This window comes from Pseudomonas sp. 300 (assembly GCF_055803035.1).
The window spans coordinates 2,410,974-2,423,734 of the sequence record NZ_JAVLRV010000002.1 but is presented as its reverse complement, the minus strand read 5'-3'; the positions used below and the strand labels follow the sequence as shown (position 1 = coordinate 2,423,734).

The 12,761-nt window shown below is 60.4% G+C and carries 9 protein-coding genes and 1 pseudogene; 4 read left to right on the top strand and 6 right to left on the bottom strand.

What is annotated here, in order from left to right; all coding sequences use genetic code 11:
• Nucleotides 1-68: 68 nt before the first annotated feature.
• On the top strand, nt 69-1,034 hold the full coding sequence (locus Q7W83_RS17535; RefSeq protein ID WP_473656401.1) for an alpha/beta hydrolase: 966 nt from the start codon (nt 69-71) through the stop codon (nt 1,032-1,034).
• A gap of 49 nt (nt 1,035-1,083) precedes the next feature.
• On the opposite strand, the gene Q7W83_RS17530 is transcribed toward Q7W83_RS17535, so the two are convergent.
• Nucleotides 1,084-1,440, bottom strand: a complete 357-nt coding sequence (locus Q7W83_RS17530) for a DUF6124 family protein (RefSeq protein WP_473656400.1) — start codon at nt 1,438-1,440, stop codon at nt 1,084-1,086.
• 348 nt (nt 1,441-1,788) lie between these two features.
• Here Q7W83_RS17530 and Q7W83_RS17525 point away from each other — a divergent pair.
• Together Q7W83_RS17525 and Q7W83_RS17520 are read left to right on the top strand one after the other, a co-directional pair.
• Nucleotides 1,789-2,217: pseudogene (locus Q7W83_RS17525) on the top strand (DUF1963 domain-containing protein); the annotation flags it as partial.
• A 50-nt stretch (nt 2,218-2,267) separates the two neighbouring features.
• Entirely contained in the window at nt 2,268-2,723 is a 456-nt protein-coding gene (locus Q7W83_RS17520; RefSeq protein WP_473656399.1) for a GNAT family N-acetyltransferase, read from the top strand.
• A 165-nt stretch (nt 2,724-2,888) separates the two neighbouring features.
• Here the strand turns inward: Q7W83_RS17520 and Q7W83_RS17515 are convergent, their stop codons facing one another.
• The 5 genes from Q7W83_RS17515 to pvdM all read right to left on the bottom strand — a co-directional run bounded on the left by Q7W83_RS17515 (nt 2,889) and on the right by pvdM (nt 10,791).
• Nucleotides 2,889-5,303 (bottom strand): TonB-dependent siderophore receptor, encoded by a 2,415-nt coding sequence (locus Q7W83_RS17515; protein WP_150637567.1) that lies wholly within the window; start codon nt 5,301-5,303, stop codon nt 2,889-2,891.
• Nucleotides 5,304-5,426: 123 nt separating this feature from the next.
• Complete coding sequence (locus Q7W83_RS17510; protein ID WP_473656398.1) at nt 5,427-7,088, bottom strand: cyclic peptide export ABC transporter; 1,662 nt, start codon at nt 7,086-7,088, stop codon at nt 5,427-5,429.
• A 102-nt stretch (nt 7,089-7,190) separates the two neighbouring features.
• On the bottom strand, nt 7,191-8,096 hold the full coding sequence (gene pvdO / locus Q7W83_RS17505; protein WP_473656397.1) for a dihydropyoverdine dehydrogenase: 906 nt from the start codon (nt 8,094-8,096) through the stop codon (nt 7,191-7,193).
• Nucleotides 8,097-8,125: 29 nt separating this feature from the next.
• The gene (pvdN, locus tag Q7W83_RS17500; RefSeq protein WP_150634074.1) at nt 8,126-9,412 is read right to left on the bottom strand and encodes a pyoverdine-tailoring periplasmic protein PvdN; all 1,287 of its coding nucleotides are present in this window, start codon (nt 9,410-9,412) and stop codon (nt 8,126-8,128) included.
• 29 nt (nt 9,413-9,441) lie between these two features.
• Complete coding sequence (pvdM, locus tag Q7W83_RS17495; protein ID WP_150634075.1) at nt 9,442-10,791, bottom strand: pyoverdine-tailoring dipeptidase-like protein PvdM; 1,350 nt, start codon at nt 10,789-10,791, stop codon at nt 9,442-9,444.
• A gap of 243 nt (nt 10,792-11,034) precedes the next feature.
• Between pvdM and pvdP the strand changes: the two genes are divergently transcribed.
• A complete protein-coding gene (gene pvdP, locus Q7W83_RS17490; RefSeq protein WP_473656396.1) occupies nt 11,035-12,663 on the top strand; it encodes a pyoverdine maturation tyrosinase PvdP in 1,629 nt (542 codons plus the stop codon).
• The last annotated feature ends 98 nt before the right edge of the window (nt 12,664-12,761 follow it).

The following is a 12,761-nucleotide window of genomic DNA, read 5'->3' as shown; positions in this document are numbered from 1 at the left end:
CGCCCTAATGAACGGTCCTCACGGTTCGTTTATAGGGCGAGCTTTTATTTTTTTGGAGACGACCGCCCATGGCACTGCACCCGGACATCGAAGGTTTTCTAGAGCTGGCCGAGTTCGGCCGCCTCACCGGCAAAAGCCTGCCCATGCACGAGCTGAGCCCGACCGAAGCGCGCCAGCAATTCGAACAAACCTCGCAGTTGCTCGATGCGGCACCGATGGGCGCGCTGAACGTGACCGCGGTCAGCATTCCGGCCCGCGACGGCCATCTGCTCAACGCGCGCCTCTACGCTCGCCCGTCGCTGGGCACGCAGGAGCGCGCGGTGCTGCTGTATTTTCATGGCGGCGGCTATGTGGTCGGCAGCCTTGATTCCCATGACACCCTGTGCCGGCGACTGGCATTGGCAGGTGGTTTTGCGGTGCTGTCGGCGGATTATCGACTGGCCCCGGAGCACCGTTTTCCTACCGCCTACGAGGATGCGGAGGATGTGACGCGCTGGCTCGCGACCACGGGCGCCGGTGCTCTGGGCCTGGACGCCACGCGCATCGCACTGGCCGGCGACAGCGTCGGCGGCAGCCTGGTGGCCTCGTTGTCGATCGTGATCGCGCAGAATCCGCAAGCCTGGCCGCTGACGCCACGGCTGCAAGTGTTGTTGTACCCGGTGATCGACGCCGTGGAAAAACGCCCGTCGCTTGCGCGTTTCGCTGAAGGCTATCTGCTGGAAGCGACCACGCTGCAATGGTTCTACCAACAGTACCAACGAAGCGCGGATGATCGCCGCGACTGGCGCTTTTCACCGTTGTTTGCCGAGACCGTGCAAGGTCTGACGCCGACCGTGTTGTGGTTGGCCGAGTACGACCCGCTGCTGGACGAAGGCCTGGCCTGGGCCGAAAAATTGCGGGCGGCGGGGCAACCTGTGGTGCTCGACGTTAAAGCGGGGATGACCCACGACTTCGCGCGGATGGGGGAGATGGTGCAGGAAGTGCCGGGGATGCTGGAGCAACTGGCAGGGCTGATCACTGAAAGCCTGAGTTGATGCATTCGTGGTGATCGTTCCCAAGCATGGGAACGATCACATTGCCGGACTAATGCACGCCCTCTATCGGATACAGATGGTCCAACGCCCGATTCACTGCCAACTCCGCGAGCATGATCACCTGCGAAATACCCAGCAGCGAATTGCGCGACGATCCCGTCATATGATCAGCCAGATCGTTTGTCATCACATCGGCGGAGGCCAGCGACTCACAGGCATAACCGAGCAGGGTTTCGATATCGAGGTCCGGGTTGACGATGAACATCGTACTCAAGGTGCGAGGCGTCGCCATGATGTCGGCGGCTGAGTGCGGTTGGAATTCCGGGGTGGGGTCGGTGGGGGAATCGAGATTTTCGTTGGGGGATGCCGGTTCGGTTTCCGGCGGGTTGGGTGTGACCTTGGGCATAGATGGAACTCCTAACGCGAAATGTAAAGGAGCCATCACCCTCGCTACCAAACGAAGGGTGGCGGCCATACGCGGGTTGGTAGACCGGTCGCATTAGGACCCCGGCGCTCCCGAAGGAGCCCTGCGCATGACCACCATAAATCAGAGCCCTGAAAAAGCGGCTGTATAGGTGACTCAATGCGCCTAAGCGAAGCGGGCTACCAAACCCGACCACTGATTTGCAGTGGCAGGGAAACGATAGAGACCGTGCTCAAGACGCACAAGACGGCGGATTCTGGCGTACCTGTAGGCAACGACGCAAGGTGATGTAGCTTTCACGAAGTAACTTGTAGGCCGCTTAAACAAGCGCTCGAACCGATGGGAAACAACTGGCTGATCAGAGAGTACGGCCCCGACGATGTACTCGTCCGCAAAGAGCCGGCGGTAGCAGGCTCATGTATCAAACCCTTTCCTTTGCTGGCCGAACCGGTGGCTGAAGACTTTCCGCTGTGGGATGGAGGCGGCGTACCGGAGGATCTTGAGGGCGAAATTTGCAAGCTTGAGAAGGCGGGGGAGATAGAAAGCTACTACGATGTTGTCACTCATACGTACGCACACAAAATTGGCGGATACCCCTCATTCTGCCAACCTGGCGTCGACCTCGGTGATGACTTCGAATTCGTGTTCCAGATTTCATCTGACTCCAAAATCAATCTGAACGTGGTGGATTGTGGAAGCCTGATGTTCTGGAAGAGCAAAAGTACGGGGACGTGGGCTCTGTACTACGACTTCTACTAAGCAGGCGGCATCCCTCACGCTCAGCCAACCACACGGAAAGAAGCACTCAAATGGACTGCCTGACTCGAATCGCCACAAGCGAAGATGCAACCGCCATCAGCCGAGTCGTCATTGGCGCACTACGCGAAACCAACGCCAGGGACTACACGCTGGCAGTCATCGAACAGGTGGAGCAAAGCTTCTCCCCTCAAGCCATCCTTTGCTTACTGACTCAGCGTCTGGTCTACGTGGCAACAATCGACGATCACGTCGTTGCAACCGCCAGCCTTGACCAGGACGTTGTTCGAAGCGTATTCGTCGACCCACTCCATCAAGGGCAGGGTATCGGCAAACAGTTGATGGCGATGATCCAGTCGGCCGCCGTCAGCAGGGGAGTCAAATTATTGCGCGTCCCTTCTTCAATCACCGCAGAAGGCTTTTACGCATCGCTTGGCTTCAAAAAAGTTCGAGACGAGTTTCACGGTGCCGAGCGCACGATCATCATGGAGCAATGGCTCGCGTATTAACTTGTCTCCGGGAATCGAAAAGGCAATCGAACATTCAAAGTAGGGACCCTCCGGCCCGCTGAGCAGCAAATCCCAACCGCGCATCGCACCGAATGCCATCCACTCCAAAAACAAAACCGGGCCGCAAGCGGCCCGGTGGTGTTCAGCAATTAACGTTCGCAGCAATCAATAGTTAGCCCGCAACGTCAGGGTCAAATTACGCGGATCGCCATAGAAGTTGGTGCCCCATGACCCATCCACTCGATCGTAGTACTTGCGGTCGAACAGGTTGTTGGCGGTCAGGGTCGACGACAGGTTTTCGTTGAACTTGTAGCCCACCTGCGCCGTGGCGATGCCGTAGCCGCTTTGTTCGAAGCGCACATCACGTTGGAACCAGGTCTTGCTGACCACACGCACGCCGCCGCCGACGCTGAAGTCTTTGAGCGCGCCATCGGTGAAGTCGTATTTGGTCCACAGGTTGAAGTTGTGTTTAGGCGTGATGGTGCTGAAGGTGTTGCCTTCAGTAGCGTCGTCAGATTTCACCAACTTGGTGCTGGTGAAGGCGTAGCCGGTCACAATGCTCCAGTTGTCGGTCAGGTTGCCACTCAACTCGGTTTCCCAGCCCTGGCTGCGTGCCTTGCCTTGTGCCTCGTTTCCATTGGTGTCGGCGTTGAATTGAGCACGGTTTTCATCGTAGATGCGGAACATCGCGATGCTGGCGTTCAGACGGCCGTCGTAGAATTCGCGCTTGAGGCCGATTTCATATTGCTTGCCTTTGCGCGGCCCGATAGGCGTGTTGTCGCTGTCGAGCTCGCTTTGTGGCTTGAACACGCCGGTGTAGCTGGCGTAGGCCGACAGTTCCGGGGTCAGCTTGGCGATGATGGCGCCGTAGGGTACGACCTTGCGGTTGATGCTGGTGTGGGCTTCGCCGAAATTGTTGAAGAAGGCGTTGGCGTTCTTCGCGTCGCTTTCGTACCAGGTCACGCGGCTGCCGCCGATCACGTCGAGCCAGTCGGTGACGTTGAACTTGGCGCGGGTATAGAGGCCGTACTGGTCGGACTTGGAGCTATTGCCGTTGACCCGCTCATAGTCGTTCTTGGGAATATCGATGCTGCCCGGGTCGTAGACGTTGATCGGGAAGTACTCGCCGCCACCGTATTCGAAGTCTTTGTCGAGGTGCTGGTACTCGGCCCCTACGGTGAACTCGTGTTGGCGATCCGCGAATTCAAACGGCGTGGTCACGAAGCTGTCGACGCCGATGGTCTTGATGTGGGTGTAGTAGTCGTACGCCACAGCCCAGCTGTCGCCATTGGGCTCGACCGCACCGTCGGCCCAGGTGAAGTTACGTTGCGGGGTTTCCGCATCACGGTAAGTCAGGGTGGTCTTGAACTGACCACCGTTATCCAGCGCGTGATCGACCTCGGCGAAGGACTCCCAGACTTTCTCGTTCAGGGTGTTCCACTTGGCATCGACGAAGGTTGAGCGCGACGCGTCCAGCAACTTGCCATCGGCAAAGGCCGGCAAACCGAACGCCGGGGTGGAGTGGTTTTGCTGATACGCACCGCCGACCGACAAGGTGGTGGATGGGTCGAGGTCGAATTCCAGGCGACCGTACACCATCGGGCGTTCGTTCTGGGCAGAATCGACGAAGGATTTGTTGTTTTCGTAAGCGGTGATGAAGCGACCGCGTACGGTGCCCTGATCGTTCAACGGGCCGGTGACGTCCACCATGGAGCGGTAGTGGTCATAGGACCCTGCGCCCAGTTCGCCACCGAGGGCGAATTTGTTCAGGGCGCGCTTGCGCACTACGTTGATGGTGCCGCCGGGCTCGCCAGCGCCTTGATACAGGCCCGACGGGCCGCGCAGCACTTCGACGCGGTCGTACATCGCGAGGTCGAAGCTGGTGCCCAAGTCGCCCTGGCCGGTCGGTTGCGACACGCCGTCAACCTGTACCTGGTCGACGAGGAAGCCGCGCATGTAAACGTCGTTCAGGCTGGAACCGGAGTTGTACGTCTTGATGGTGACGCCGGTGACCTGACGCATCGCGTCTTGCAGGCTGTTCATGTTCTGGTCGTCCATGCGCTGGCGCGTGACGACGGACACTGACTGCGGAATGTCCTTGAGCTTGATGTTGCCCTTGCCGATGCTGACTTCATCGGAGGTGTAGGAATGCGTGCCTTCGGTAGTCGGCCCCGGTGCCACGCCGGAGATCGCGGTCGCGCCCAGTTGTAGCGCACTGGAGTTGCCCGCCACCGGAATCAGCGAAACGGTGTTGCCAGTCAGTTGAAACGTAATGCCGCTCCCCAGCAGCAACGTGTTCAGTGCCTGTTCCGGCTCCAGATTGCCGGAAACCGCCGTCGATTTGAGGCCGTTGACCATGTCTTGGCTATACAGAATCTGCAGGTCGGTCTGTTGACCCAGTTGCTGTAGCGCGCTGGCCAGCGATTGCGCAGGAACGTTGACGTTCACCGGGGCCGCCTGGACTTCAGACGTGCCCAGCAGCAACAGGGTCAGCAACGCACCCGGTACGACTGTTCGGAATTTCTTTTGCGGCGCGATAGCCAGTGCCAACGGCGCGCGGGACAGGGTAGGGCTTTGCATTGCTCAAATCGCTCCTAAGGTGTGCAGTTTTTTAGTTAATGATAATTATTATTAGACGCATCACCCCGACGAAACCGGAAAACAATCTCCGAAAATCATCGAGGTCGTTGAATTCAAGGAGGCTCAGGCGGTCGCCCGCTCCGTCACCACTCGGCCCGATTCCATGCGCACCAGTTGATCGGCCATGTCGAAATAGCGATCGTCGTGGGAGATGACGATGATGGTTTTGCCCAGGCGCTTGAGGTCCGGAAGCAGCTCGGTGTAGAAGATCCGGCGGAAGGTCGGGTCCTGGTCGGCCGCCCATTCGTCAAACACCAGCACCGGACGTTCTTCCAGCCAGGCATTGACCAGTGCCAGGCGTTTACGCTGGCCGGTGGACAGGTCGGTGGTGGTGAAACTGCCGTCCTTGACGCTGACCTTGTGCGCGATTTCCAGGCGTTGCAGGTATTTGTTGGCGTCTTCGGGAATGTGCTGATCGCCCTGCACCACGTCATCGAACAGGTAGTAGTCGGCAAAAATCGTGGTGAACAATTGGCGGTAGTCGTCACGGTTCTGCGCATCGATGCCTTCGCCGTTGAGCAGGATGGCGCCTTGTTGCGGCGCATACAGCCCCAGCAGCAACTTGATCAAGGTGGTCTTGCCACAGCCGTTTTCGCCGACGATGAAAATGATGTCGCCCTGTTCGATGGTCAGGTTCACCGGCCCCAGGCGGAACGCTTCGCTGCCCGGTGCGGCCGGGAAGGCATAGCTGACGTTGTCCAGTTGCAGGCTGTTGACCACGGCCGGTTTTTTGCCGGTGTCGTTGAGCAGCAGGTGCGGCTCGGGCGAGGAAAACCGGCTCGACAGTTCGGCGATGCGGCGGAAGGCAATCCGCGCCCGGCTGACCACCGGCAAGGTGCCGACCAGATGCTCGATCGGGCCTTTCATGTACAGCAACACCAGGACGAAGCCGCTCATCACCGACTTGTCGGCGCTCGGCCAGAACGATTGCAGGGCCAGCGCAAGGCCGATGACCACGAAGAACAGCATCGACCCCAGCGTCTTGGCGATCACGAAGGTATTGATCGAGCGCACCTGGGTGTTGCAGATGAAGTCGGCCGTGCCCTGGATACCCGAAGTGAACATGCGCTGGCGGCGCGGACGGTGAATGCGCAGTTCCTTGGCGCCGCCGGCAATGGCGTTGTAGTGTTTTTGCAGTTCGTCTTCGGCGTCACGGGCGGCCATGAAGCCTTTGATGCCTTTGCCCTGGGCGTAGAACTGGATGCCTGTGCCGATGGCAATCGCCAACACCATCATCAGGAACATCGGCCACGACAACAGGGCCAGGTAGCCCATGCAGCCGAGGGTCACGGTCAGGGAAATGGCCAGCGGCGCGAAGGCAAATGCGAAGTCGCTGATGGTGTCGACGTCATGGGTCAGCACCGGGATCAAACGGTGGCTGCGATAGCGTTCGATCTGTTCGATGGGCGCCGACAGCACCTTCTCTCCCAGCTCTTTGCGCAGCTTGGCAATGATGTGCTGGCCAACATAGTTGGTGCCGATGTCCGAGCAGATTGAACTCGCCAGGGCCAACAGGCAGAGGCCGCCGAACAGCGCAACCACGCCTTGGGTCAGGCCGCTTTGCGAATGCAGCGCATTGTTGATCGTGGCCAGCAGCACCGTCACGCTCAGACCGCCCACCATGCCCAGAATGATCGACAGGCTGACCACCAGCCGGAACGGTTTCAGGAGGGTGAACAATTCATGAATTGCACCGCGCGTAGGCAGGGTCTTGAGGAGATGCATTTGAGGACGGTCCCTTGGGTCGTGAGGCATACCCAGTAGAACGTGTGGTCAGGCGTTTAATTTAGACGGCCGCCGACTGGCGGCGGCCGAAGGGGAGGGGGCTCAGCCTTTGGACGGCAGCTCGCGTACCACGCGGAAACCGATCCAGTCGCCACGGGTTTGCGGGTAGATGTTGTTGCGGTTGCCGGAACGCGAGAACACCGGCGCTTCGCCCCAGTCGTTGCCGCGAATCTGCAGGGCTTCGCAGTTGCCTTCGACCCAGGCGCTGCCGTCGGTGGGGGCGCCGACGTAATCGCTGTGTTCGCAGTCGGCGATCCACTCGTAGACATTGCCGTGCATGTCGTACATGCCGAAGGCGTTCGGCGGGTAGCTGCCGGCGGGGGAGGTGTAGCTGAAACCGTCGGTTGGCCCGTACGTATTGGCGTGGGTGGCGATGCTGTACTCGGTGCCCTCATCGAACGGGAACGGGAACGGTCCGGTTGATCCGGCACGGGCGGCGTATTCGCGCTGAGCCTCGCTGACGATGTGGTAGTGCTGGCCGGTCTTGAGCGACAGCCACGCGACATACGCGCTGACCTCGGCGAAATTCATGCACACCGCCGGCTGGCGCGGGCCCTGTGGATAACGCGGTTTGCTGTTGATGCACTCGCGGCCGGGGCGGGTGTCGCCGTCGGGGAGGGTGATCCCGGTTTCCTTCAGGTATTGGTCCCATTCACCGGCAGTGATCTGGTACCGGCTCATGGCGAAGGGCTTGGCGAACGTCACTTCGTGCATCGGTCCTTCATCGTGCTCGCGACCGACTTCACCTTCCGGTGTGCCCATGGTGAAGGTGCCGGCGGGCAGCACCACCATTTCCGGGCAGTGGCGGCAGTCCTTGAACACCTTGCCCGGCAGCGGCGCAGTGGAGGCTTGGGCACCGCTGGGCAACGCGGCGCCGAGCAATGCCAGCAGGGTCAACGCCCGCGATTGTGGGCGCGACGATCCGAGTCTGTGCAGGATGTTTTTCATGAGCATTCTCGCTAAAGGGAATCGGTGTGTCAGAGCTTGCTGGCCAACAGCGCCACGACGCGGTCGATGTGCGCCTCGGTGTTGAGCAGGCCCGGGGACAGGCGAATGATCGGCCCGACATCACGGTCGACGGCATCACAGACCACGCGCTGGTCCATCAGGAAATTGGCCACTTCCTCGCAGTCGCGGTTCTTGATCCGGAAGAACGTGAAACCGGCGGAATACTCAGGCGACAGCGGCGTGACGAGCTCCACCGACGGATGCGCCTGCAAGCGCTTTTTCAGGTAGCTGTTGATCTCGTGAATGCGCGCCTGAACCTCGGCCTTGCCCAGGTCCAGATGCAATTTGAACGCTTCGGTCAGCGCCCAGCGGTGTTCAAACGAGTGATAGCCGCCGTAGGTCATCACGGTCGAAAACGTGGTCGCTTCGGAGAACGTCGGGATGGTCGGCGTGACATCTTTCATCTCGTCCGAGCGGGCGCAGATGATCCCGGTGCCCCGTGGCCCGAACATCCATTTGTGGGTGCCGGCGATGAAATAGTCGCAATGCATGTCCGGGAAATCGAGGTTTTCCACGCCGAAACCGTGGACGCCATCGACGACATAAAGGATGCGATCCTTTTCCTCGCGGTCGCGGTTTTTCTCGGCGACCAGTTTGCCGATCTCGCCGATCGGCAATTTCACACCGCTGCCGGAGTGCACCCAAGTCATGCCCAGCACGCGGGTCTCGGGACGGATGTTGCGGGTAATCGAAGCCAGTATTTCGTCGGTCGAAACCTTGTACGGGTCCTCGAACAATTTGATTTTGCGCACCTGGGTGCCGTCCTTCTGCGTGCGGAATTCGAACACGCTGTTGGCCGCGTAGTGTTCATGCTCGCTGGTGAGGATTTCCTGATCCGGACGCACATGAATACCGGCATAAATCATTGCCAGGCCTTCGGTGGTGCTGCCGGTCAGGGCGATCTGCGACGGTTTGGCGTTCAGGTAACGGCCGGCCCACACGCGGACTTCTTCTTCGCGGCGTTCGGTTTCACCGCGATGCCAGTCCATCGCCAGACCGGGGTTGCGATCGAGGTTGGCGCGGTGCATCTCGATCGCCTCGCGCACCGGTCGTGGGTGCGAGGTCACCAGAAAGTTGGCGAAATGCAGGTAGTCGGGGTCCTGATTGAACAACTGGCGAAACTGCGCCCATTTGTCTTTGGGCAGCGGCGCCGGCGCCGGCGTGGCAGCCAGCGCAGGCAGGCTGACGGCGGAACTCAGGGGGATGCCGGCCGCGATAACGCCAGCCTGCTTGAGGAAGGTACGACGGTTGGTCATGGATTCGGTTCGCTTGGCAAAGGTGAAGGTCAGTGTTTGGCGACGGGTCTGGAGGACTTCTGCACCTGATCCCAAACCCGCAGGAAGTTGCCGCCCCAGAGCTTGGCAATGTCGGCTTCGCTGTAGCCGCGACTGATCAGCTCGGCGGTCACGTTGCGTGCCTCGCTGACGTCTTTCCAACCGTTAAGGCCGCCGCCGTCGTTGAAGTCGGAGCTGATGCCGACGTGGTCGATGCCGATTTTTTTCACCGCATAATCGATGGCGTCGCCGTAATCCTTGAGGGTGGCCTTGGGCTCTTCATCAATGATGCCGTAGAGCTGACTGGCGTATTCGCCGAAGCGCTGTTCCGACCACACGGTGATCACCGGGTCACCCGGCATCAGCGCCATCTCCAGGCCTTGCAGCGGTTGCAGGTCAAAGCGCGCACGCAGGGCGTTGAGTTTGTCCTGGGTGGCCTGACTTAGGGGCTTGATGTAGGTCGGGAAACCGACGATCTGCACCACGCCGCCGCTGTTCTTGATCAGCTGCATTTCGCTGTCGCTGAGATTGCGCGGGATGTCCACCAGCGCCCGTGGCGCCGAATGCGAGGCAACCATCGGGGCACGGCTCAATTGACTGACTTGCTCAAGCGCTTTGGTCGACATTTGCGACACGTCGATGATGACCCCGAGGTCGTTCAGGCGATGCACCGCCTGCTTGCCCAGCTCCGACAGGCCGCCCAGCGCATCACGGGAATCATTGAAAAACGGCAGCGGCCGGGACGAATCGGCCCAGGCGTTATTGCCCACGTAACTGAAGCCGAACATGCGCATTCCGCGGGCGGCCCATTTATCCAGGGCATTGACGTCGTTGCCCAGTGGGTAGGCGTTGAGCATGCTGATGAACACAGCGAACTTGCCCTCGCCGTGCAGGCGTCGGAAATCGTCCGGGGTGTAGGCGATGGCGACCTGATTGGGGAAGTCGCGCACCAGGGTGCTGATGATTTTGTAGCGGGTTTCCTGCTCGTGACGGGCTTCGTCGATGAACCCGGCGGTCGGGCGGTGCGGGGCGTTGTCGCCGTTCCAGATTTCCGGCCAGCCGAAAATGGTCAGCGCCGCGCCTGACAGGCGACCGCGTGCCGCCTTGACCAGGTCGAACTGACCGCTACCGTCCTTGTCAGCCTCGTTTTCGGCGGTGCCGAAATCCATCGGGACGGTGATGTGGCTGTCGAACGAGAGGATGCGCTCTTGCAGTTCATCGGCCTGTTTCATCACCGCGACCGGGTAGCCGGGATTGTCGTTGAGCCAGTAATCCCAGGCCGCAAACCCCGCCGCGCCAGCGATGGCCAGCGCCAGGGGCAGGCCAATGAAAAGAGCCTTTTTCGAACGAGGTTTTGTCATTGCCATCTCAGTCAGGTTCGCCGTCGAGGGTGCAGGCGCGGGGGCCTTTGCTATCTGGGAAGAACGAGTGGCCAGGGCAAGAATTTAGTCGTTTGTGCGGGCCTCATCGCGAGCAGGCTCGCTCCCGCCTGATTAGCGCACTACTTGTGGGAGCGAGCCTGCTCGCGATGCTCTTAAATTTGTCGAGGTGATGAACGTTCTAGCTTGGATAAAGCCTGCTCCATGGCTGACACAGGTAGGGCAATGACGATTTCTCGACGATGGTTCCTGGCGGGCCTGGCACTGACCGGCGCTGCCCTGCCTGCGGCGTATTACGGGCATCGCGAACTGACAAAACCGGACCCGACGATTACCCCCGGCGAAGCGTCATTCGACGTCGCGGATGTGGCCGGGCAGCGGTTGGCCAACACCTTGCAAGGCGTTTGGGACATTCGTTTCGAAGGCCGTGACGCCGGGCTCGACGGTTTAGCTCGCGAGGGCCTGCAACTGCTGCTTGATGTCGGTCACAAGGGCCGAGGGCTCAACGGTTTTCTCGATACGTTCGAGGCGCTGCGTGCCGGGCCGCCGCCGCGCTATCGCGTCCTCGGCGATCTGGCGGGCACGAACAGCACCGAGTTGAGCTGGCGCTTGATCGATTCCCGCTCCCCGACCGGGACGCCGGATTACGAGTTCACCTTCACGCTGGACGAGGTCTGGGCCGCATTCGGCAATGCCGGCAGCGGCACCTTGAGTGGGTGCGTGCTGCGTCTGGATCGTCCGCTGGCCTTGACCGCTCAGGACAATCGTTTCGTCGCGGTCAAGCAAGTGTTCCCCGAAGCACGTGAGCGCACGGGCCTGGGCCCGGCGTTGCTGGCGTGGCTGATTTCGCCCGAGCACCGCTTGTTCCACCAGCTCTGGCACGCTTCGCGAGACAAATGGCACACCTTGTCCGAAGACAAACGCAACGCCTTGCGTGGTATCGGCTGGCAGCCGGGGCGGCGGGACAAGGAGCGCGATGCGCGTGGGCCGCGCAAGGACCGCAATGGTTCAGGCATCGACTTTTTCTTTATGCACCGGCACATGCTCGGCACCGCGCGCTCCCTGCAAGACTTGCCGTCCTGGCAGCAGTTTCCGTTGCCGCAACCGGAACTGGTGCGTGATCGCCAAGGCTTTGCTCGTTACTTCGACAACCACGACGGTACCGCGCTGCCACCCGCCTGGCGCGCCGATGACGATGACGAGTATTCGCAGTGGGTGGCCGATCTCAAGACGGCCGAGACTTACCACAGTAATTTTCAGGTCTGGGAATCGCGTTACCGTGACCCGCGCTACTTGGCGAAATTGACCCTGGGGCAGTTCGGTTCCGAGGTCGAACTGGGCCTGCATGACTGGTTGCACATGCGCTGGGCATCGGTGCCTCGCGACCCGTCCAACGGCCAACCTGTGCCGTTCGCGCGGGACACCGCAGACTTTTCCGCCCGCTGGTTCGCGGCGGAAAACGACTTTCTTGGCGATCCGTTTTCATCCCATGTGAACCCGGTGTTCTGGCATTTCCATGGCTGGATCGATGACCGTCTCGAAGACTGGTTCCGCGCACACGAACGCTTTCATCCGGGGGAAGTGAGTCGCCTGGAAGTCAATGGCGTGCCCTGGTTTGCGCCCGGGCGCTGGGTCGAGATCGACGATCCTTGGCTGGGCCCGAGCACCCACGGCTGCAACACCACGCCGGGTTTGCAGGCGGGCAAGTCGGTGGAAATGGACCCGGAAACCATGAAGCTGGCGCTGCGGATTACCTTTGGCGAAGACGAGAAGAAACTGGAAGATCTGTTCCGCAAAGTGCCGCAGCGACCGTGGTATGCGCGGAATCTGAAGGCCAAGCCGATTACCAGTTGATCCAGAGATACCGCGTTATCGTTCAATCGCGAGCAGGCTCGCTCCCACAATGGAACGGTGTACGCAGGACTAATGTGGGAGCGAGCCTGCTCGCGATG

Excerpts from the sequence above, each read along its gene's own strand:
- Q7W83_RS17535 (WP_473656401.1), top strand. The coding sequence starts at position 69 with ATGGCACTGCACCCGGACATCGAAGGTTTTCTAGAGCTGGCCGAGTTC.
- Q7W83_RS17530 (WP_473656400.1), bottom strand. The coding sequence starts at position 1,440 with ATGCCCAAGGTCACACCCAACCCGCCGGAAACCGAACCGGCATCCCCC.
- Q7W83_RS17520 (WP_473656399.1), top strand. The coding sequence starts at position 2,268 with ATGGACTGCCTGACTCGAATCGCCACAAGCGAAGATGCAACCGCCATC.
- Q7W83_RS17515 (WP_150637567.1), bottom strand. The coding sequence starts at position 5,303 with ATGCAAAGCCCTACCCTGTCCCGCGCGCCGTTGGCACTGGCTATCGCG.
- Q7W83_RS17510 (WP_473656398.1), bottom strand. The coding sequence starts at position 7,088 with ATGCATCTCCTCAAGACCCTGCCTACGCGCGGTGCAATTCATGAATTG.
- pvdO (WP_473656397.1), bottom strand. The coding sequence starts at position 8,096 with ATGAAAAACATCCTGCACAGACTCGGATCGTCGCGCCCACAATCGCGG.
- pvdN (WP_150634074.1), bottom strand. The coding sequence starts at position 9,412 with ATGACCAACCGTCGTACCTTCCTCAAGCAGGCTGGCGTTATCGCGGCC.
- pvdM (WP_150634075.1), bottom strand. The coding sequence starts at position 10,791 with ATGACAAAACCTCGTTCGAAAAAGGCTCTTTTCATTGGCCTGCCCCTG.
- pvdP (WP_473656396.1), top strand. The coding sequence starts at position 11,035 with ATGACGATTTCTCGACGATGGTTCCTGGCGGGCCTGGCACTGACCGGC.